This window comes from Streptomyces sp. P1-3 (assembly GCF_050613155.1).
Classification (GTDB): Bacteria; Actinomycetota; Actinomycetes; order Streptomycetales; family Streptomycetaceae; genus Streptomyces.
This window is the reverse complement of the sequence record NZ_CP192512.1, coordinates 1,054,064-1,075,137: the sequence shown is the minus strand read 5'-3', so window position 1 is coordinate 1,075,137 and position 21,074 is coordinate 1,054,064. Positions and strand designations below refer to the sequence as shown.

Here is a 21,074-nt window from a genome sequence, read left to right as displayed (position 1 = left end):
CCGGGGCGGGCGGGCGCGTGCGCCAACCCCCTGCACTCCCTCGCCGCGGAAGGCCCCCACCGTGTACGCCCTCTTCTTCAAACTCCTCTTCCGGCGCATGGACGCCGAGAAGGCCCACCACCTGGCGTTCGGCTGGATCCGGCTGGCCGCCCGCATCCCGGTGCTGCGCACCTTCGCGGCCGCCGTGCTCGTCCCCCGCCACAAGGCCCTGCGAACCGAGGCCCTGGGCCTGCGGATGCACGGCCCGTTCGGGCTCGCCGCCGGATTCGACAAGAACGCCACCGGGATCGACGGGCTGGCGATGCTCGGCTTCGACCACGTCGAGATCGGCACCGTCACCGCCGAGCCGCAGCCGGGCAACCCCAAGAAGCGCCTCTTCCGGCTCGTACCGGACCGGGCGCTGATCAACCGCATGGGCTTCAACAACGACGGTTCCGCCGCCGTCGCGGAGCGTCTGGCGGCCCGTAACCCCGTCTTCAAGACCACCCTCGGCGTCAACATCGGGAAGACCAAGGTCGTCCCCGAGGCCGAGGCCGTCGCCGACTACGTGACCTCCACCGAGCGACTGGCCCGCCACGCCGACTACCTGGTCGTCAACGTCTCCTCGCCGAACACCCCGGGCCTGCGCAACCTCCAGGCCACCGAGGCGCTGCGCCCGCTGCTCACCGCCGTCCGCGAGGCCGCCGACCGCAGCGTGCCCGGCCGCCGGGTCCCGCTGCTGGTCAAGATCGCCCCGGACCTCGCCGACGAGGACGTCGACGCCGTCGCCGACCTCGCCGTCGAGCTGGGTCTGGACGGCGTCATCGCCACCAACACCACCATCGCCCGCGACGGCCTGGGCCTCACCGCGGACCCGGCGCTCGTCGCCGAGACCGGCGGCCTGTCCGGCGCCCCGCTCAAGGCCCGCTCCCTCGAGGTGCTGCGCCGGCTGTACGCCCGCGTCGGCGACCGCGTCACGCTGATCGGGGTCGGCGGCGTCGAGACCGCCGACGACGCCTGGGAGCGGATCCTCGCGGGCGCCACGCTGGTGCAGGGGTACAGCGGCTTCATCTACGAGGGCCCGTTCTGGTGCCGCAAGATCCACAAGGGGCTGGCCGCCCGCCTGGCCGCCAGCCCGTACGCCACCCTCGCCGAGGCGGTCGGCGCCGACACCCGGAAGGAGACCGCATGACCTCCCAGGAGTCCCAGCAGCCCTTCGGCGCGCGGCTGCGCGCCGCCATGGACACCCGCGGGCCGCTGTGCGTCGGCATCGACCCGCACGCCTCCCTGCTGACCGCCTGGGGGCTGAACGACGACATCGCGGGCCTGGAGCGCTTCACCCACACCGTCGTCGAGGCGCTGGCCGGGCGCGTGGCCGTCCTCAAGCCGCAGTCCGCGTTCTTCGAGCGCTTCGGCTCACGCGGCATCGCCGTACTGGAGCGCGCCGTCGCCGACGCCCGCGACGCCGGAGCGCTGGTGCTCATGGACGCCAAGCGCGGCGACATCGGCTCCACCATGGCCGCGTACGCCGCGACCTACCTCGACCCGGCGAGCCCGCTGTTCTCCGACGCCGTCACGGTCAGCCCGTATCTCGGCTTCGGCTCGCTGCGCCCGGCGCTGGACCTGGCGCGGGAGAGCGGCGCGGGCGTCTTCGTCCTCGCCCTGACCTCCAACCCGGAGGGTGCCGAGGTGCAGCACGCGACGCGGGCCGACGGCTCGTCCGTCGCGGCCGCCATGCTGGACCACCTGCGAGCGGAGAATGCCGACGCGACCCCCCTCGGTTCGTATGGCGCCGTCGTCGGCGCCACGCTGGGCGAACTGTCCCGCTACGACTTGGCGATCAACGGACCGCTGCTCGCTCCCGGCATCGGGGCGCAGGGCGCGACCCCCGCCGACCTGCCCGCGGTCTTCGGTGCCGCGGTCCGGGACGTGGTCCCGAGCGTCAGCCGCGGGGTGCTGCGGCACGGCCCCGACCCGGCCGCGTTGGTCGACGCCGCGGAGCGGTTCGCCGAAGAAGTGCGCGCGGCGGTCGGCTGACCCGGCCGCACCGGCCGGCCAACCCGGCCGTTTTGCCCCGGAAAGTCCTCGGAAAGTCCAGGTCGATCGAGTCTGACCTGGACTTTTCGTCTGTTCTCGCTGACTGGAGCGGCGTCTGCCGCTAGTCTCCGTGACGAGCGGTCGTGCAAGCGCGTTGCGCGTTGCTCCCCAGGTGAGGGGCGACTAGGTTCCTCACCGGTCCATATCCGACAGTTCGACATCCGAGGTGACGTAGGCGTGGCTCTTCCGCCCCTTACCCCTGAACAGCGCGCAGCCGCGCTCGAAAAGGCCGCCGCGGCTCGCCGGGAGCGCGCCGAGGTCAAGAATCGGCTCAAGCACTCCGGCGCTTCCCTGCACGAGGTCATCAAGCAGGGCCAGGAGAACGATGTCATCGGCAAGATGAAGGTGAGCGCTCTGCTGGAGTCGCTGCCGGGCGTCGGCAAGGTCCGCGCCAAGCAGATCATGGAGCGGCTCGGCATCTCCGAGAGCCGTCGCGTGCGCGGTCTGGGCTCCAACCAGATCGCCTCGCTGGAGCGTGAGTTCGGCGGCAAGGCCGTCTGACGTTCCCCGGTTCTCCAGGGATCGTTTCCAGGCACTCCCGGGAACCTGGATAATCGCTGCATGAGTACTACGGTCTCCCGGGGGACGGACACCCCCGTTCCCCCGGCCAGACGCCCGCGGCTGACCGTGCTCTCCGGCCCCTCCGGGGTCGGCAAGAGCACGGTCGTCGCGCATCTGCGCAAGGCACACCCCGAGGTCTGGCTCTCGGTCTCCGCCACCACCCGCAAGCCGCGACCCGGCGAGCGGGACGGTGTCCAGTACCACTTCGTCGACGACGAGGTCTTCGACAAGCTCATCGCCAACGGCGAGCTGCTGGAGTGGGCCGAGTTCGCGGGCAACCGCTACGGCACCCCGCGGGAGGCGGTCCAGCAGCGGCTGGAGAAGGGCGAGCCGGTCCTGCTGGAGATCGATCTCCAGGGCGCCCGGCAGGTCCGCGAGTCGATGCCGGAGGCGCAGCTGGTCTTCCTCGCCCCGCCCAGCTGGGAGGAGCTGGTCCGCCGGCTCACCGGCCGGGGAACCGAGTCGCCCGAGGTCATCGAGCGGCGGCTGGCGGCGGCGAAGATCGAACTTGCCGCGGAGCCGGAGTTCGACGCGACCCTGGTCAACACCTCCGTCGAGGACGTAGCAGCCGAGCTGCTAGCCTTGATGGGAATTGCATGATCTTTACTCCCCATTCGGAAGGCGAAGGCAGAGAGTGTCCTCTTCCATCACCGCGCCCGAGGGCATCATCAACCCGCCGATTGATGAGCTGCTTGAAGCGACGGACTCGAAGTACAGCCTCGTGATCTACGCCGCCAAGCGGGCGCGCCAGATCAACGCGTACTACTCGCAGCTCGGCGAGGGCCTGCTGGAGTACGTCGGTCCGCTCGTGGACACCCACGTCCACGAGAAGCCGCTGTCCATCTCGCTTCGCGAGATCAACGCCGGTCTGCTGACCTCCGAGGCCGTGGAGAGCCCGGCTCAGTAATCGGTGGATACCTTCATCACGGGCCCGGCAGCACAGCTGCCGGGCCCGTGGTGTGTCATGGATGTGCGGGAGCACGAGTACACACGACGGCGTGGGAGAACGAGCGATGGACAAGCGACAGGTCGTCCTGGGGGTCAGCGGCGGGATCGCCGCGTACAAGGCGTGTGAGCTGCTGCGCCGCCTCACCGAGTCCGGACACGAGGTACGGGTCGTCCCGACCGCCTCGGCGCTCGAGTTCGTCGGCGAGCCGACCTGGGCCGCGCTGTCCGGCAACCCCGCGTCCACCGAGGTGTGGGAGACCGTCCACGAGGTCCCGCACGTCCGGATCGGCCAGTCCGCCGACCTCGTGGTCGTCGCGCCCGCCACCGCCGACCTGCTGGCCAAGGCCGCCCACGGCCTCGCCGACGACCTGCTCACCAACACCCTGCTCACCGCGCGCTGTCCCGTGGTCTTCGCGCCCGCCATGCACACCGAGATGTGGGAGCACCCGGCCACCCAGGAGAACGTCGCCACGCTGCGCCGCCGCGGCGCCGTGGTCATCGAGCCCGCCGTCGGCCGGCTCACCGGCGCCGACACCGGCAAGGGGCGGCTCCCCGACCCGGCGGAGATCTTCGAGGTGTGCCGCCGGGTCCTCGCCCGGGGCGCCGAGGGCGTCGTACCGGACCTGGCCGGGCGGCATGTCGTGGTCAGCGCGGGCGGCACCCGCGAGCCGCTGGACCCGGTCCGATTCCTGGGCAACCGCTCCTCCGGCAAGCAGGGCTACGCGCTGGCCCGCGTCGCCGTCGCACGCGGTGCCCGGGTGACCCTGCTCTCCGCCAACAGCGAACTTCCGGATCCGGCGGGCGCCGACGTCGTCCGGGTGGGGACGGCCGCGCAGCTGCACGAGGCGGTGCTCAAGGCCGCCGCCGACGCGGACGTGGTGGTGATGGCCGCCGCCGTCGCGGACTTCCGGCCCGCCGTCCACGCCGCCGGGAAGATCAAGAAGCGGGACGGCCAGGACCCCGAGCCCATCGCGCTTGTCCGCAATGCGGACATCCTCGCGGAGATCTCCGCCGAGCGTGCCCGCCCCGGCCAGATCGTCGTCGGCTTCGCCGCCGAGACCGACGACGTGCTCGCCAACGGGCGCGCCAAGCTGGCCCGCAAGGGCTGCGACCTCCTGGTGGTCAACGAGGTGGGGGAGCGAAAGACCTTCGGCGCCGAGGAGAGCGAGGCGGTCGTGCTGGCCGCCGACGGCACCGAGACGCCCGTGCCGTACGGCCCGAAGGAGGCCCTCGCGGACACCGTCTGGGACCTGGTCAGCGCCCGTCTGGCCTAGCCCGGGCCGCGCCCCGGCCCGGCCCGGTCCCCGCCTCCCGGGCGGTCCCGGCCCCGTCCCGCTCGGCCGGGACGCCGGGGCGGCACCCGTCCCCGTTGGTGATCCGCGCCATGGTCGCCGGCCCCACGCCAGGCGGTATCCGGTCGCTCCAGACCCTCGTATGGCGGGTTCTCGCCCACGTCCGAGGCTGTGTTTCCCCGCGCGGAGAGGTATGTTCCCGGTCAGGGCACGTTCGTCCTTCGAGACGGGATGCCCGACTCGGCCAGTACGCCGGATAAACTGGCCCAGGAACCGCACCGGGCGCAGCCCCCGAGCGGCTCCACCCATGATCAGCCAGCAGCCGCTGCAACCCCAGGGAGCGATGTGTCCCGCCGCCTGTTCACCTCGGAATCTGTGACCGAGGGCCACCCTGACAAGATCGCTGACCAGATCAGCGACACCATCCTCGACGCGCTCTTGAAGGAGGACCCGACCTCCCGGGTCGCCGTCGAGACCCTCATCACCACTGGTCTGGTCCACGTGGCCGGTGAGGTGACGACCAAGGCGTACGCGCCGATCGCCACGCTGGTGCGCAACAAGATCCTCGAGATCGGCTACGACTCGTCGAAGAAGGGCTTCGACGGCGCCTCCTGTGGCGTGTCGGTGTCCATCGGCTCCCAGTCCCCGGACATCGCGCAGGGTGTCGACACGGCGTACGAGGCCCGGGTCGAGGGGTCCGCCGCAGGTGACGAGGGTGACGAGCTGGACCGCCAGGGCGCCGGTGACCAGGGCCTGATGTTCGGCTACGCGTGCGACGAGACGCCCGAGCTGATGCCGCTGCCCATCAGCCTGGCGCACCGGCTCTCCCGCCGGCTGACCGAGGTGCGCAAGAACGGGACCATCCCGTACCTGCGCCCGGACGGCAAGACCCAGGTCACCATCGAGTACGACGGCAGCAAGGCCGTCCGCCTCGACACCGTCGTCGTCTCCTCGCAGCACGCCTCCGACATCGACCTGGACTCGCTGCTGGCCCCGGACATCCGCGAGTTCGTCGTCGAGCACGTGCTCAAGGAGCTGGTCGAGGACGGCATCAAGCTGGACACCGACGGGTACCGCCTCCTGGTGAACCCGACCGGCCGCTTCGAGATCGGCGGCCCGATGGGCGACGCGGGCCTGACCGGCCGCAAGATCATCATCGACACCTACGGCGGCATGGCCCGCCACGGTGGCGGCGCCTTCTCCGGCAAGGACCCGTCCAAGGTCGACCGCTCCGCCGCGTACGCGATGCGCTGGGTCGCCAAGAACGTCGTCGCTGCGGGCCTCGCCTCCCGCTGCGAGGTCCAGGTCGCCTACGCGATCGGCAAGGCCGAGCCCGTCGGCCTCTTCGTGGAGACCTTCGGCACCGCCACGGTCGACGCGGAGAAGATCGAGCAGGCCATCTCCCAGGTCTTCGACCTCCGCCCGGCCGCGATCATCCGCGACCTCGACCTGCTCCGCCCGATCTACGCCCAGACCGCGGCGTACGGCCACTTCGGCCGCGAACTCCCGGACTTCACCTGGGAGCGCACGGACCGGGTGGAGGCGCTGCGCGAGGCCGTCGGCCAGTAAGCGGCTCCCAGCCGGACAACCGCAGGAGGCGCCCCCGTGACCACGGGGGCGCCTCCTGGCGTCCGCGCACCCGCACCACCGGACGGACCCGGTCCCGCTGTCGGTGCCGTCTGGTAGGACTGGTGCTGTGAGCAGGGACAACGAGCGGGAGGAGCCCCCGGCGCGGACGCCGGACGGGGGTGAGCAGCTCGCGCTCATCCGGGAGACCGTGCGCAAGGCCAAGCCGCCCAAGGCCAGGCCGCGGACCTGGCGGGGGGCCGCGCTCGCCGGGGAGCTGCCGGTGGCGCGGGTGCTCGTGGACAAGGGTCCCGTCCATCTGGACAAGCTCTGGGACTACGCCGTGCCCGCCGAGATGGACGAGCAGGCCCGGCCCGGAGTGCGGGTGCGGGTGCGGTTCGGGGCCGGTACGGGGAACGTCCGGGACGGACGCCGGGAGGGCGGGGGGCTGCTCGACGGGTACATCGTCGAGCGGATCGCCGAGTCCGACTACCGGGGGCCGCTGGCCGCCATCGCCCAGGTCCTGTCGCCCGAGCCCGTCCTCACTCCCGCGCTGCTCGGCCTCTGCCGGGCCGTCGCCGACCGGTACGCCGGATCCCTCGCCGACGTGCTGCAACTGGCCATCCCGCCCCGGAACGCCAAGGCCGAAGCCGGGTCCTCGCCCGCCCCGGCACCCCCGCCGCCGCGGCCCGAGCCGGGCACCTGGACGCGCTATCCCGCCGGGCCCGGATTCCTCGACGCGCTCGCCCGGGGCGACGCGCCGCGCGCCGTATGGACCGCGCTGCCCGGTCCGCACTGGCCCCGCGAACTGGCCACCGCGATCGCCGCGACCCTGTCCGCCGGGCGCGGCGCGCTGGCGGTGCTGCCCGACGGGCGGTCCGCCGCCCGGGTCGACGCGGCGCTGACCGAGCTGCTCGGCAGCGGGCGGCACACCCTGCTCGTCGCCGGGGCCGGACCCGAGGAGCGCTACCGGCGCTGGCTCGGCGTCAGCCGCGGCTCCGTGCGGGCCGTGGTCGGCACCCGCGCCGCGATGTTCGCACCGGTGCGGGACCTCGGCCTGGTCGCCATCTGGGACGACGGCGATTCCAGCCACAGCGACACCAACGCCCCCCAGCCGCACGCCAGGGACGTGCTCCTGCTGCGCGCCGTGCACGAGCGGGCCGGCTTCCTCGCGGGCGACCTCAGCCGCACCGTGGAGGCCGCGCAGCTGCTGGAGAACGGGTGGGCGCTCCCGCTGGAGGCCGACCGCGAGCAGATCCGGGCCGCCGCGCCGGTGATCCGCACGGTCTCCGACAGCGAACAGGCCCGCGACCCGCACGCCCGCGCGGCCCGGCTGCCCACCGTCGCCTGGCAGACGCTCCGCGAGGCGACGCTCCGCGGCCCGGTCCTGGTCCAGGTGCCGCGCCGCGGGTACGCGCCCAGGCTGGCCTGCGACCGCTGCCGCGAACCCGCGCGCTGCGCCCACTGCGCGGGGCCGCTGGAGGCCGTCGACGCCGACACCCTGCGCTGCGGCTGGTGCGGGCGCGCTGAGGAGCGCTGGCACTGCGCCGCGTGCGGCGGGAACCGGCTGCGAGCCCAGATCGTCGGCGCCCGGCGCACCGCCGAGGAGCTCGGCCGGGCCTTCCCCAGCGTGCCGGTCCGCACCTCCGGCCGAGACCACGTCCTCGACACCGTGCCCGACCGGCCCGCCCTCGTCGTCAGCACCCCTGGCGCCGAGCCGGTCGCCGAGCGCGGTTACGCCGCCGCGCTGCTGCTCGACGGCTGGGCCCTGCTCGGCCGCCCCGACCTGCGCGCGGGCGAGGACGCGCTGCGCCGCTGGCTGGAGGCCGCGTCACTGGTCCGCCCGCAGGGCGAGGGCGGAACGGTGGTGATCATGGCCGAGCCGACACTGCGGCCGGTGCAGGCGCTGGTGCGCTGGGACCCGGCCGGACACGCATCCCGGGAGCTGGCCGACCGCGCCCAGCTGGGTTTCCCGCCGGTCTCCCGGATGGCGTCCGTCGCCGGACCGCCGGAGGCCGTCGCGGACCTGCTGGATACGGCGGAACTGCCGGAGGGCGCCGAGATCCTGGGCCCGGTGCAGGTGCCGGCCGCCGGAGTGCCCGGGACCCCTGGGCGCGGGCGCCCCGAGCCGGGGGAGACGTGGGAGCGGGTGCTGCTGCGCGTACGCCCCGGGAACGGCGCCGCCCTCGCCGCCGCGCTGAAGAACGCGCAGGCGGCCCGGCTGATCCGCCGCGAGGGCGCGCCCGTGCGGGTACGGATCGATCCGCTGGACCTCGGCTGACGGGCCGCCTCGGCATGCCTCTCGCCGCCGCGGACCTGCCGCGTGCCCCCTGGCCGCCGCAGCCCTGTTCGCCGCGTGCCGTGCGCCGCGTGCCGTGCGCCGCGTCAGCCGTTGCGGGGGGCCGGGAAGGCGCTGGTGCGAGGCTCCTCGCGCATGGCAGGGGTGGGCTGGCCCGGGACGGTCGGCACCGAGCGCGCGGCCGGCACCGACGGAACGATCGGCACCGTGGTGGTGGCGGTGACGGACCGCCCGGTGGCCGATTCGCCGCCGTCCGCGGAACTCTGCGCCGAGGCCCGGCGCGCCCCGTAACGGCGGTGCACCGCCTGCTTGGTGACCCCGAGCGCCGAACCCACGGCGTCCCAGGAGAATCCGAGCGAACGGTCGAAGTCCACCGCCGCCGTCACCAGCGTCTCGACGCTGTCCCGCAGCTCCTGGGCCAGGCGCACGGTCGGCGCGGGTGCGCGTCCGTAGACGACGAAGCCCGTGGACGGGCCGGTACGCCGCGGGCGGTAGACATTGCCGAGCTGGGCGGTGAGCGTGCGCAGTGCGTCCACCTGTCGGCGGACCCGCTCGATGTCCCGGACCAGGAGGTGCAGGCTGGCCCGTGCCTGGGCGTCGTGGGTTGCGTGGTCGGCCATGAACAAGCCTCTCGAACCGGCGTTGGAAGATAAGGGAAAACGATCGGGCCGCTGCAGCGGCCCGATTCGGTCAATCTCACTTGACCAACGCGGCACCCGGCGTCTTGGTCACGGTCCGGGGCGTGCGGGGTCACGCGCGTACGCCCCCCGGAATCCGGGCGCCGGGCACATCGCCCCATAGACTGATGCGTCGTTCCGCTGCGTGTGAGAGGTAGTTCGCCACCCATGAGGCTCGTCTTCGCCGGTACCCCCGAAGTCGCCGTACCCGCCCTGGACGCCCTGATCGCGTCGGACCGGCACGAGGTCGTGGCCGTGGTCACGCGCCCCGACGCCCCCGCCGGGCGCGGACGGCGCCTGGTGGCCAGCCCCGTCGCCGAGCGCGCGGAAGAGGCGGGCATCGAGGTGCTGAAGCCGGCCAAGCCGCGCGACGAGGAGTTCCTGGCGCGGCTGCGGGAGATCGCCCCCGACTGCTGCCCGGTCGTCGCCTACGGAGCGCTGCTGCCCAAGGCCGCGCTGGAGATCCCGGCCCGCGGCTGGGTGAACCTGCACTTCTCGCTGCTGCCCGCCTGGCGGGGCGCGGCGCCCGTCCAGCACGCGGTGCTCGCCGGTGACGAGATGACCGGCGCGTCCACGTTCCTGATCGAGGAGGGCCTGGACTCCGGGCCGGTGTACGGCGTGCTGACCGAGGCGGTCAGGCCCACCGACACCAGCGGGGACCTGCTCACCCGGCTGGCGTTCGCCGGTGCCGGGCTGCTCGCGGCGACCATGGACGGCATCGAGGACGGCACCCTGAAGGCCGTCCCGCAGCCTGAGGAGGGCGTCTCGCTCGCGCCGAAGCTCACCGTGGCGGACGCGGAGGCCGACTGGACCGCGCCCGCCCTCCGGGTGGACCGCGTGGTGCGCGGCTGCGCCCCCGCGCCGGGCGCCTGGACGCTGTTCCGGGGGGAGCGGCTGAAGCTGATGTCGGTGGCGCTGGTGACGGACCGTTCGGATCTGGCGGCGGGAGAGATCGCCACGACCAAGAACGCGGTGTACGTGGGCACCGGCAGCCACGCGGTGGAACTGCTGTGGGTGCAGCCGCAGGGCAAGAAGCCGATGCGCGCCGCCGATTGGGCCCGCGGGGTGCGGATCGCCGCGGGCGAGCGGCTGGGCGCGTAGCCGGGGCGCCGCCCGGCGGCCGGCGGGTCTGGCGGCGCACGCGGCGCGACGTACGCTGGAGCGGTACCTTCCTCTCGATCCGGAGCACCTTTTCGTGAGTCAGCCGCCGCCGCGCCGCCGCCCCAGCAAGCCCTACCGCAGGCCCAAGAAGGACCCCGTCCGCATCCTCGCCTTCGAGGCGCTGCGGGCCGTCGACGAGCGGGACGCGTACGCGAACCTCGTCCTGCCACCGCTGCTGCGGAAGGCCAGGGAAGAGGGGGAAGAAGGAGGCTTCGACGCGCGGGACGCGGCGCTGGCCACCGAGCTGGTGTACGGCACGCTGCGCCGCCAGGGCACGTACGACGCGATCATCGCCGCGTGCGTGGACCGGCCGCTGCGCGAGGTCGACCCGCCGGTGCTCGACGTTCTCGGCCTGGGCGCGCACCAGCTGCTGGGCACCCGGATCCCGACGCACGCCGCCGTGAGCGCCACCGTGGAGCTGGCGCGGGTGGTGCTGGGCGACGGGCGGGCCAAGTTCGTCAACGCGGTGCTGCGGAAGATCGCCGCCGATGACCTGGACGGGTGGCTGGAGCGGGTCGCGCCGGAGTACGACGACGATCCCGAGGACCATCTGGGGGTCGTGCACTCCCATCCGCGCTGGATCGTCTCCGCGCTGTGGGACGCGCTGGGCGGCGGCCGCGCCGGAATCGAGGATCTGCTCGAAGCCGACAACGAACGGCCGGAGGTGACCCTGGTCGCGCGCCCCGGGCGGGCGGACGCGGCGGAGTTGCTGGAGGCGCTCGGCGAGCGCGGGGTGCCGGGGCGCTGGTCGCCGTACGCCGTCCGGCTGGCCGAGGGCGGCGAGCCCGGCGCGCTGGAGGCGGTGCGCGAAGGCCGGGTGGGGGTGCAGGACGAGGGCAGCCAGCTGGTGGCGATCGCGCTGGCGAACGCGCCGGTGGACGGCTCCGACGCCCGATGGCTCGACGGCTGCGCCGGGCCCGGCGGCAAGGCCGCGCTGCTCGCGGCGCTGGCCGCCGAGCGCGGCGCGGCGCTGGTCGCCTCCGAGAAGCAGCCGCATCGGGCCCGGCTCGTGGCCCGGGCGCTGGCCGGCAACCCCGGCCCGTACCAGGTCATCGCCGCGGACGGGACCAGGCCCGCGTGGCTGCCCGGATCCTTCGACCGGGTGCTGGTGGACGTCCCGTGCAGCGGCCTGGGCGCGCTGCGGCGGCGGCCGGAGGCCCGCTGGCGGCGGCGGCCGGAGGACCTGGACGGCTTCGCCCCGCTCCAGCGCGGGCTGCTGCGGGAGGCACTGAGCGCCGTGCGGGTGGGCGGTGTCGTCGGGTACGCCACCTGCTCGCCGCACCTCGCGGAGACGCGGGCGGTGGTGGAGGACGTGCTCAAGGGCCGCGGTGGCGCACCCGTCGAGGCGGAGTGGATCGACGCCCGGCCGCTGATGCCCGGCGTCCCGGCGCTCGGCGACGGGCCGGACGTCCAGCTGTGGCCGCATCTGCACGGCACGGACGCGATGTATCTGGCGCTGCTGCGGCGCACCCGTTGACCTTCCCGGCTGCCCTGTCAAGGTGGCCTTTCCGGTCATGCGTGGGCTTGGGGGAGGGGCCTCGGGGCGGTCGGCCCGGCGGTGATCATCTGTCCCTTTTTGATGGGCGCCAGTGAACCGATCGTGTTGTGGTGACTACGGAACGTTCGCGTTTTCTCACTCCCTTCCGGAAGTGGGTGGGAAAGTTCCAGACAACCCTTGATCATGCTCGTTGACCTGGGTGTTACGGCCGCATATCGTCGATCCGCAATTTCCTGTTGAATTGACTGGACGGAGGCCGGCTTTGCCTGTCAGTGAAATGATTTCCGCCAGCACCACCACCGACCAGGCCGAATACGAAGCCCTGGTAGAGGCCACCCTGCGCGAGCTTGCCGCGGCCGAGACGGACGACGTTCTCGTCCCGGTCGACGGTGGTGGCGAGGGTCCGACGATGGCCTGGATGGTCTCCACCTGAGCACGTGGCTGAGGGGAGTTCCGGTCGTATCCACGGATGCGGCCGGAACTCCCCTGCTGTGAAATGCGCGCGGAATTCACGGAATGACGAGAGGGCGGCTGGCTACCTTGACGAATCGCAGCATCATGACCGGTGTAGACGCCCTCCTGACGAAGTATTCCGGGGTGACGGCGAGCGATTCCTGCATCGTCGCGTACTCGCCCGACAGCCGCGACTCGGCCGCCTGGATCGCGGTCGGCCTGAAGCAGCGGGGCATCAGTCCCAGCCTGATCGCCATGCGTCCACTGGTGGACCACGAATTCGCCGGCCGCCTGAACGCGGTCCTCCCGGACCCGGCGGAGCTGGCCGGCCGGCTCATCGTCTTCACCGTCGAAAAAGACACGATGTCGCACTTCGGCCCGCTGGTGGAGGTCCTCCAGCGGTACGGCGGCGAGCGGTGCATGGTGGTGCGCATCATCAGCGCCTCCCCGCACTTCTTCGAGAAGTCGCTGAATCTCTCGCCGACGGAGCTGAGCGCACGCAACGCGTCGTTGCTGAACCGCCTGCTCGGAGTCCGGGACATTCGCGTCCGTACCCGCGGCGGAACCGATCTGCGCATTGGCCTCGACTCGAACAAATTCGACTGGATAAGCAACCGCGGGGTGTGGCGACCCGGCGGGTTCACCATCCTGCCGGCCGGTGAAATAGCCACCTATCCGGCCCGCATCGATGGGGTGCTGGTGGCGGACGGCGCACTGAACTGCAATGTCATCACCGGTATCGACACCCGGCTCGGGGAGAACCCGCTGCGGGTCGAGATAGCCGACGGCAGGGCTGTCGGATTCGAATGCGGTGACCCGGACATCAGGAAACTGGTCGGGCTGTGCTTCCGGCAGCCGAACGGAAAGAACGTCGGCGAGCTCGGGTTCGGCACCAATTCCGGAATCGACGAGTTCATCGCGGCCAACTCGCATATCAACGAGCGCCGGGTCGGCGTGCACATCGGGTTCGGGCAGCACAACCAGGACCAGAGCAAGGTCGACTACCTGGAGAAGGTGCACCTCGATCTGATCACGGACGGCGCGGAGATCTTCGTCGACGGAGATCCGGAGCCGATCGACCTGGCGGCGCTGCCGCTCTCCACCGAGCCGCATCCGCAGATCGCCCGCGACGAGGACATCACAGGGGACTGCTGCGGATTCGGGTACGGCCAACTGACCGAAGAAGGCGCCCGGTGATCCCAGGCCGGACCGTCCGTACCCGGCTGGCCGACAGCATGCTGGGGCTGCGCGCCTTCCGGTTCCTGTGGGCCGGCCAGGCGGTCAGCGCCATCGGTGATCAGATCTTCCTCGTCGCCGTCTCCCTCCGGGTGGTCGAGGACGGCGGTGACGAGGGCGACGTCGCCCTGGTCCTCTGCGGCCGGATGCTGGCCGCAGTCGTGTTCGCCCTGGCCGGTGGGGTGTGGGCCGACCGGCTGCCCCGCCGGTGGGTCATGCTCGTCGCCGACGGCTTCAGAATGGTCGCCGTCGCCGGGGTCGTGGCGGCGCCGGGAGAGGTCGGGGCGCTGGGCCTGGCGGCGCTGACCTTCGCCATCGGGAGCGGCGAGGCGTTCTTCCGCCCGGCGTACGGCGGACTGGTGCCCAGCATCGTCCCGGCCGACCGGCTGGTCGCGGCCAATGCCTGGCGGGGGGCGACGGAGAGCACCACCGCCGTGCTCGGGCCCGCGCTCGGCGGCCTGATCGTCGCCGTGGCGGGCACCCGGCTCGCGTTCGGGGTCAACGCGGCGACCTTCGCCGTCAGCCTGCTGTGCGTGCTGATGGTCACCGAACCCGCCCGTGAGGTCGCACCCCGGACCTCGATGCTCACCGAGGTCCGGGAAGGGCTGTCGGCGGTCCGCCACACCAAGTGGGCCGCGGCCATCATGCTCATGACCGCCGTCCAGACCATGCTGGTCGTCGCGCCGCACATGGTGCTGCTGCCCATCATCACCAGCGAGGAGTTCTCCGGCGCGTCGTCGTACGGTGCGGTTCTCGCCGTCTTCAGTCTGAGCGGACTCGCGGGGACGATCGCCATCGGGCGGCTGAAACCGCGCCGTCCGGGAGCGGTGGCCGTCCTGTGCAACTCCCTGTTCGTCGCGGTTCCGCTGGTCCTGCTCACACCGGTCTCTCTGGCGTGGGTCATGGTCGGCTACGCCGTCGCCGGAGTGGCGATGATGCCGTTCAACGTGCTGCTGGAGACCGCGCTCCAACGCCAGTTCCCCGCCGCCCTGCTCGGGCGTGTCACCTCTGTGGACTGGCTGGTCAGCCTCGCCCTCCTGCCGCTGGGGCTGGTCCTGTGCGGACCGGCGGTGGATCTGCTGGGACGTACCACGGTGCTGCTCGTGGCAGCCGCCGTACACGTCACCGCCGCCGCGCTCGTCCTGCTGGTCCCGGGCGTCCGCGACTTCCATCAGAAGGCGGCGGACGCGCCGCAGGGCAACGACGTTCAACTGGCCCGCTGATGACGCCCATTCCGGTCCTGAAGCCCTGTTCCGGCCCGAGCAACGGGAGTACACCGTGGCTGTAGAGAGACTCGTCGACGACCCGGCTCGCCTGCGGGAGATCCGGGACGAGACGCCGTACGTCAGCCGTCGGCTCGGACCGCTGGACGATGTCTTCTCCTGCGAGCTGGCACAGGAGTTGCTGTTCACCCGGGGCCTGCGGGCACCGTACGTCCGATTGCTGCGCGACGGTCACGAGATGGGGGTGCGGCGGGAGGCGGCCGCGCATTCGGGCCGAGCCCCTTCCGTCAGCGAGCGCCGCCAGCTGTCGGGGCTCGCGGACCCGCACCACGTCATGGCGCAGATCGATGCCGGGGCCACGCTCGTCCTGCAGTCCCTGTCTCTCTACTGCCCCGAAGTCGCCGCGTTCTGCGCGGAACTCAGCGCCGAGATCGGATATCCGGTCTCGCCGACCGCGTTCCTGACGCCTCCCAGAGCCACCGGCGCCGCCCCGCACTACGACCTCTCCAGTGTCTTCATCCGGCAGCTCGCGGGCGCCAAGACCTGGCGGGTCCAGGCGCCCGACCAGCGGTGGCCGGTGACACGGTGCAAGCCGGGGATCGTCCCCGACACGCCCGTGGTCATGGAGGTGCGCCTGGAGGCCGGCGACTGCCTGTACATCCCCCGCGGCTTCTACCACGAGGGCAGCACCGGCGAGGACGGCTCGATCCACCTGTCCTTCTCGGAGGGAACCGAGGACGCGTGGGTCACGCTGATGCACGACGTGCTCGACCTGGCGGCTCGCGACGTCGAGCTGCTGCGCGGGCGGCTTCCGGGCCCGGCCGAGGCGATGAGCGGACAGCTGCGGACGTCGTGGGCACCCGTCCGCGAAGCCCTGATCACCTACCTCGGCGACCTCCCGGACGAGAAGGTGGCCGCGCTCCTGATCAGGCGCACGCGCGCCAAGGAGGCGCCGCTTCCGCCCGCGCCGGGCGCCCTGGCCGGGCGGCTCTCGCTGAACGGGCAGTCGTGACACAACCTCGGGAACCCTCGGGAGGGGCAATGGGAGCCGACATACCAGCCGACGCGTACGCCGAGATCGTCGCTGTCGGACCGACTCCGAAGGGAACGGTCCGGCTCGCGCGGTCCTATCACCGGGGCGCCCTGGACCGGCTCGCCCCCCACCTGGGCGAGTCGCCCTCCGTCACCTGCCTGCATCCACGCGCCGTATGGGCCGGGGAGGAGATCCGCGCGGGGCGGAAGCCGGATCAGGAGTGCCTCGACGCCATCCGGGCCGATCTGGCGCGGGCGCGGACGGGCATCCCGCCGCTGGAACACGTGACGGGCCATCCCGGATATCCGCAATGGTGCCGCGGCGCCCTGGACGACCTGCGGTCCGACATCCTCAAGGCCACCGGCGCGGGGAAGGCCGATCTGGCCGCCGCGGCGGCGCCCGACGCCGCCGACCACGTCGAGGAGGCCGCCAGGGTCCTGCGGCGCGTATGGCCCGAGGCCGCGCTCGAATGCGATGTGCTCGTGCGCGCCGTGGTGTACGTGGGCGGCGGCGCCTTCCGCTCCGCGACGCTGCTGCGGACCTACGGCGCGGTCTACGCCGGGGCCGAGCACCTGGCGACCCCGCCCGCCGCGTTCGAGATGCTCTTGCACGAGACGGGCCACCACTCGCTGTATCTGCGCAACGCCTTCGAGGTCTTCGTGGTCAACGGGGACGACATGGTGTCGCACCCCCTGCGGCCGGACCCCCGCCCCGTCTCCGGGACCCTGCACGCCGCCCACGTCCTGGCGCGCATGGCGGCCGGCCTGAACCGGTGGTGGGCCGAGCCCGGCGCGCCCGCCGAGGTCCGCGAGCGGCGGGACGAGGACCTGGCGCGCCTCCACGCGGCGGTCTCGGTGCTGAAGGGCGCCGCCCGGTGGACCCCGGCCGGCGAGGACTACTTCGAGAATCTGCTGCGCTGGGAGCGGGAGCTGACCGAATCCTGCGCATAGCGGGAGTCCTCCCGCGCCAGCCGGTGCGGCCACCACATGTGCGGCCCGATGTCCAGGAACAACGCGGTGACCAGCACCGACCGCACGACGAAGGTGTCCAGCAGCACGCCGACGGCCACCGCGAACCCGATCTCGGCGAAGCCGGTGACGGGCAGCGTGGCCAGCGCCGCGAAGGTGCCGGCCAGGACCAGCCCGGCGGAGGTGATGACCGCTCCGGTGGCGGCCAGCGCGGTGAGCGCGCCGGCCCGCGTGCCCTGACGGCCCGACTCCTCCCTGACCCGGGTGGACAGGAAGATGTTGTAGTCGATGCCCAGCGCGACCAGGAACACGAACGCGAACAGCGGGAAGGCGGTGTCCTCGCCCGCGAAGTCGAAGACGTGGCGGAAGGCGAGGGCGCTGATGCCCAGCGCCGCCGCGTACGACAGCACCACCGTGGCGATCAGCACCAAGGGCGCCACCAGGGCCCGCAGCAGCACCGCGAGGACCACCAGGACCACGACCAGCACCAGGGGGATGACGACCTGGTTGTCGCGGGTCGAGGCGGCATCGGCGTCGAGCATCGCCGCCGTGCCGCCGCCCACCATCGCGTCCGCGCCCGGGATGCCGTGCACCACGCCCCGTACCCGCTCGACGGTGTCCTTGGCGGCCGAGCCGTCGGAGGGGTCCGTCAGCGTCGCCTCGAACAGCACCCGGCCGTCCCGTTCCGGCGCGGTGGCCGGCGGCCGGATCACCGAGCCCTCCGCCACGCCCCGGGTGGTGTTCACCGCCGCCGCGACCGCCGCCGCCCGGTCGGCGTTCGCGACCACGATCAGCGGGTCGCCGGTGCCCGCCGGGAAGTAGCGGGCCGAGACCTCCTGGCCGGTGATCGAGTCCTGGGTCTCGGTGAACGCGTCGGCGTTGCTCAGGCCCGCCGCGCGCAGCCCGAGGATGCCGAACGACAGCCCGGCCAGGGCGACGGCCGTCACCACCCACACCACGCGCGGCCGCCCGGCGATCCGCCGGCCCATCCGGGCCCACGCGCCCCGCTCGGTCGGCTCCGCCGAGCCCTCGTGCGGGATGGCCGGCCAGAAGATCCACCGGCCGAAGATCACCAGCAGGGCGGGGAAGAGCGTCAGCATGGCCAGCAGCGCGACGGCCACGCCGATCCCGGCGACCGGGCCGAGCCCACTGGTGGAGTTCATCTCGGCGATCAGCAGCACGAGCATGCTGATGACCACGGTCGATCCGCTGGCCAGGACCGCCGGGCCCGCGCGGTGCAGGGCCAGCGCCATCGCCTCGTGCCGGTCGTGGTGGCGGCGCAGCTCCTCCCGGTAGCGGGCGACCAGCAGCAGCGCGTAGTCGGTGCCCGCGCCGAAGACGAGGACGGTGAGGATGCCGGCGCTCTGCGCGTTGACGGTGAGGCCCCCGTGCTCGGCCAGCAGATAGATGATCGCCTGGGCGGCCAGCAGCGCCCCGTAGACGGCCACCAGGGGCACCACCAGCAGCGTGGGGCTGCGGAAGGTGATCAGCAGCGCCACGATCACCACGGCGAGCGCCGCGATCAGCAGTGTGGAGTCGATGCCCGCGAAGGCCGTGGCGAAGTCGGCGGATGTGCCGCCCGGACCGGTGATGTGCACCGACAGGCCGTCCCCGCCCCGGCCGGTGATCCCGCGCATGGCGTCGACGGCGTCGTCGATGCGCTCCCAGCCCCGCTCGTCCATGGTGACCGGCACCCAGATCTGTGCGGCGCGCGGTGCCCCCGGGCGGTCGAGGACCGGGCCGCGGGTCTCCGCACCCCTGGTGCCGTGGGCGCGCAGCGCCCGCAGCTCGGTGGCGTCCTCGGCGATCCGCGCGCGGTCCGCCGGGGTGAGCCCGCCCTCCCGCGCGTAGATCACCACGGCCGGGATCGACCGCGCCCGGAACTCCTTGGAGAGGTCCAGCACCCGCGTGGACTCGGCGCTGCCGGGGAGCCAGGACTCGGCGTCGTTGTCCTGGGCGCCCATGAGCTTGGAGGACAGCGGCGACAGTCCTAAGATCACGACCAGCCAGACCACGACCGTCAGCCATTTGGTGCGGCGGCCGCAGACCAGCCTGGCCACACCGGGCGGTCCCGCCTCCGCCGAACCGGTCCCCGCCGACCCCGCGTCCGCCATCGACACCCCTCGCGCCGGTGGGCGCGCGCCATCGGGCGATCCCGCGCGCCCACGGTGGATCCTCGAGACCGTGGAGGCCGCTGCTGCGGGCCGGCGGCACTCCCGCCGCCACACGCGGCCGACGGCCGTGGCAGGCTTGGCGCCATGGCCGTTCAGATCAATCCCAGTATCCTCTCAGCCGACTTCTCGCGCCTGGCGGAGGAAGCCGCAGCCGTCGAGGGCGCCGACTGGCTGCACGTCGACGTGATGGACAACCACTTCGTCCCGAACCTCACCCTCGGCATGCCGATCGTGGAGTCGCTGAGCCGGGCCACCGGCACTCCGCTCGACCTGCACCTGATGATCGAGGAGCCGGACCGCTGGGCACCGGGGTACGTCGAGGCGGGGGCGGGGTCGGTCACCTTCCACGCGGAGGCGGCGGCCGCCCCCGTACGGCTGGCGCGGGAGATCCGGGCCAAGGGCGCGCGGGCCTCGATGGCGCTCAAGCCCGCCACCCCCATCGAGCCGTACGAGGACCTGCTGCCCGAGCTCGACATGCTGCTCGTGATGACCGTCGAGCCCGGGTTCGGCGGCCAGGCGTTCCTCGACATCATGCTGCCGAAGATCCGCCGTACGCGTGAGCTGATCAGCAAGCACGGGCTCCAGATGTGGCTGCAAGTGGACGGCGGGGTGTCCGCCGAGACGATCGAGCGGTGTGCTGAGGCCGGTGCCGACGTCTTCGTCGCCGGATCCGCGGTGTACGGGGCGCAGGATCCGGCCGCCGCGGTGCGGGCCCTGCGCGCTCAGGCCGAGACGGCCACGGCTTCCGCCTCCTGGGCATGCGGCCATTGAGTCACCGCTCGGTGAACGGAAGGGTGAAGGGCAGATCAAAGACTCCCGTTTCTGACAGGATGACGGTGAGTCCAGAACGTGAACAGTGAGGAGACCGCGGTGTCGACGGGCGGCCGTTCAGCCACGCGGATGGGACCCGCCGAACTGGTGCAGGCGGCCGCCATGGCGCGCCGCTTCTACCTTGAGGGCAAGTCCAAGATCCAGATCGCCGAGGAGTTCGGCGTCAGCCGCTTCAAGGTCGCGCGCGTCCTGGAGACCGCGCTGGAGCGCGATCTGGTGCGTATCGAGATCCGGGTGCCGGCGGAGCTGGACGCGGATCGCTCCGACGCGCTCCGCGCCCGCTACGGCCTGCGGCACGCGGTGGTGGTGGAGTCCCCGGCCGACGCCGCGGACGACGCCCCGGACCCGGAGAACCTCGGCGAGGTCGCGGCCGACCTGCTCGGCGAGCTGGTGAACGAGGGCGACGTCCTGGGCCTGGCCTGGGGGCGCTCCACCATCCACATGGCCGCCGCCCTGCACCGGCTGCCGCCGTGCACCGTCGTCCAGCTCACCGGGGTGTACGACGCGGGCACCGCCGAGCGCGGCTCGGTGGAGGCGGTCCGCCGTGCCGCCGCGGTCTCCGGCGGCGAGGCCCACCCGATCTACGCCCCGATGCTGCTGCCCGACCCGGCCACGGCCGCCGCGCTGCGCGGCCAGACGGGGATCGCCCGCGCCTTCGAGTACTTCGACAAGGTCACCGTCGCGGCCGTCTCCATCGGCTCGTGGGAGGCGGGGATCTCCACCGTCTACGACATGCTGAGCGACGAGGAGCGCGCGAAGTACGCCTCGCTGGGCGCCGCCGCCGAGATGTCGGCCCACCTCTTCGACACCGAGGGCCGCCGGATCGGCCGGGACCTGGGGGAGCGGTGCATCACGGTCGAGGCCGACCGGCTGCGCCGGATCCCGGAGGTCGTCGCCATCGCCGGTGGCCGCCGCAAGGCCGCCGCGATCGGCGCGGTACTCCGCTCGGGCCTGGTGACGAGCCTGGTCACGGACACCGCCGCGGCCGACTACCTGCTGCTGGAGACGGGGCCGGGACCGCGCCCGGCGCTGGACCGGGCGGACCCCGACGGGGCCGTCTGACGACCGCGTCCGCACG

Annotated in this window: 19 protein-coding genes; 17 read left to right on the top strand and 2 right to left on the bottom strand. The window is 72.8% G+C overall.

Features of this window, described 5'->3' with window-relative positions; translation table 11 throughout:
• Positions 1-61: 61 nt before the first annotated feature.
• From ACQUSR_RS04530 to ACQUSR_RS04495, 8 genes are all read left to right on the top strand, one after another.
• Positions 62-1,171, top strand: coding sequence for a quinone-dependent dihydroorotate dehydrogenase (locus ACQUSR_RS04530; protein WP_431041227.1), 1,110 nt, complete (start codon positions 62-64; stop codon positions 1,169-1,171).
• Positions 1,168-2,016 (top strand): orotidine-5'-phosphate decarboxylase, encoded by an 849-nt coding sequence (gene pyrF, locus ACQUSR_RS04525; RefSeq protein ID WP_431041226.1) that lies wholly within the window; start codon positions 1,168-1,170, stop codon positions 2,014-2,016. The genes ACQUSR_RS04530 and pyrF overlap by 4 nt, the downstream gene beginning before the upstream one ends.
• A gap of 237 nt (positions 2,017-2,253) precedes the next feature.
• On the top strand, positions 2,254-2,577 hold the full coding sequence (locus tag ACQUSR_RS04520) for an integration host factor (RefSeq protein ID WP_431041225.1): 324 nt from the start codon (positions 2,254-2,256) through the stop codon (positions 2,575-2,577).
• A 60-nt stretch (positions 2,578-2,637) separates the two neighbouring features.
• On the top strand, positions 2,638-3,237 hold the full coding sequence (gmk, locus tag ACQUSR_RS04515) for a guanylate kinase (protein WP_431041224.1): 600 nt from the start codon (positions 2,638-2,640) through the stop codon (positions 3,235-3,237).
• A 34-nt stretch (positions 3,238-3,271) separates the two neighbouring features.
• A complete protein-coding gene (gene rpoZ, locus ACQUSR_RS04510) occupies positions 3,272-3,544 on the top strand; it encodes a DNA-directed RNA polymerase subunit omega (protein ID WP_304464803.1) in 273 nt (90 codons plus the stop codon).
• A 106-nt stretch (positions 3,545-3,650) separates the two neighbouring features.
• The gene (coaBC, locus tag ACQUSR_RS04505; RefSeq protein WP_431041223.1) at positions 3,651-4,859 is read left to right on the top strand and encodes a bifunctional phosphopantothenoylcysteine decarboxylase/phosphopantothenate--cysteine ligase CoaBC; all 1,209 of its coding nucleotides are present in this window, start codon (positions 3,651-3,653) and stop codon (positions 4,857-4,859) included.
• Positions 4,860-5,222: 363 nt separating this feature from the next.
• Positions 5,223-6,446 (top strand): methionine adenosyltransferase, encoded by a 1,224-nt coding sequence (metK, locus tag ACQUSR_RS04500; RefSeq protein ID WP_431041222.1) that lies wholly within the window; start codon positions 5,223-5,225, stop codon positions 6,444-6,446.
• A gap of 127 nt (positions 6,447-6,573) precedes the next feature.
• Entirely contained in the window at positions 6,574-8,724 is a 2,151-nt protein-coding gene (locus ACQUSR_RS04495) for a primosomal protein N' (protein WP_431041221.1), read from the top strand.
• A gap of 104 nt (positions 8,725-8,828) precedes the next feature.
• On the opposite strand, the gene ACQUSR_RS04490 is transcribed toward ACQUSR_RS04495, so the two are convergent.
• Positions 8,829-9,362 (bottom strand): hypothetical protein, encoded by a 534-nt coding sequence (locus tag ACQUSR_RS04490; protein WP_431041220.1) that lies wholly within the window; start codon positions 9,360-9,362, stop codon positions 8,829-8,831.
• A 225-nt stretch (positions 9,363-9,587) separates the two neighbouring features.
• Here ACQUSR_RS04490 and fmt point away from each other — a divergent pair, with 225 nt between their 5' ends.
• From fmt to ACQUSR_RS04455, 7 genes are all read left to right on the top strand, one after another.
• Complete coding sequence (gene fmt, locus ACQUSR_RS04485; RefSeq protein WP_431041219.1) at positions 9,588-10,520, top strand: methionyl-tRNA formyltransferase; 933 nt, start codon at positions 9,588-9,590, stop codon at positions 10,518-10,520.
• 94 nt (positions 10,521-10,614) lie between these two features.
• The gene (locus tag ACQUSR_RS04480) at positions 10,615-12,057 is read left to right on the top strand and encodes an RsmB/NOP family class I SAM-dependent RNA methyltransferase (RefSeq protein ID WP_431041218.1); all 1,443 of its coding nucleotides are present in this window, start codon (positions 10,615-10,617) and stop codon (positions 12,055-12,057) included.
• A 298-nt stretch (positions 12,058-12,355) separates the two neighbouring features.
• Entirely contained in the window at positions 12,356-12,511 is a 156-nt protein-coding gene (locus ACQUSR_RS04475) for a hypothetical protein (protein WP_431041217.1), read from the top strand.
• 125 nt (positions 12,512-12,636) lie between these two features.
• Positions 12,637-13,728, top strand: coding sequence for a hypothetical protein (locus tag ACQUSR_RS04470; protein ID WP_431041216.1), 1,092 nt, complete (start codon positions 12,637-12,639; stop codon positions 13,726-13,728).
• Entirely contained in the window at positions 13,725-14,990 is a 1,266-nt protein-coding gene (locus ACQUSR_RS04465) for an MFS transporter (protein ID WP_431041215.1), read from the top strand. The genes ACQUSR_RS04470 and ACQUSR_RS04465 overlap by 4 nt, the downstream gene beginning before the upstream one ends.
• Positions 14,991-15,045: 55 nt before the next feature.
• A complete protein-coding gene (locus ACQUSR_RS04460; RefSeq protein WP_431041214.1) occupies positions 15,046-16,002 on the top strand; it encodes a JmjC domain-containing protein in 957 nt (318 codons plus the stop codon).
• Between the two features lie 29 nt (positions 16,003-16,031).
• On the top strand, positions 16,032-16,973 hold the full coding sequence (locus ACQUSR_RS04455; protein ID WP_431041213.1) for an aKG-HExxH-type peptide beta-hydroxylase: 942 nt from the start codon (positions 16,032-16,034) through the stop codon (positions 16,971-16,973).
• On the opposite strand, the gene ACQUSR_RS04450 is transcribed toward ACQUSR_RS04455, so the two are convergent.
• Positions 16,919-19,105, bottom strand: coding sequence for an MMPL family transporter (locus ACQUSR_RS04450; protein WP_431041212.1), 2,187 nt, complete (start codon positions 19,103-19,105; stop codon positions 16,919-16,921). The two genes, ACQUSR_RS04455 and ACQUSR_RS04450, sit on opposite strands and share 55 nt — an antisense overlap.
• Positions 19,106-19,249: 144 nt before the next feature.
• On the opposite strand from ACQUSR_RS04450, the gene rpe reads away from it, so the two are divergent.
• On the top strand, positions 19,250-19,936 hold the full coding sequence (gene rpe, locus ACQUSR_RS04445) for a ribulose-phosphate 3-epimerase (RefSeq protein ID WP_431041211.1): 687 nt from the start codon (positions 19,250-19,252) through the stop codon (positions 19,934-19,936).
• Between the two features lie 129 nt (positions 19,937-20,065).
• On the top strand, positions 20,066-21,058 hold the full coding sequence (locus tag ACQUSR_RS04440; protein ID WP_431047377.1) for a sugar-binding transcriptional regulator: 993 nt from the start codon (positions 20,066-20,068) through the stop codon (positions 21,056-21,058).
• Positions 21,059-21,074: the final 16 nt, after the last annotated feature.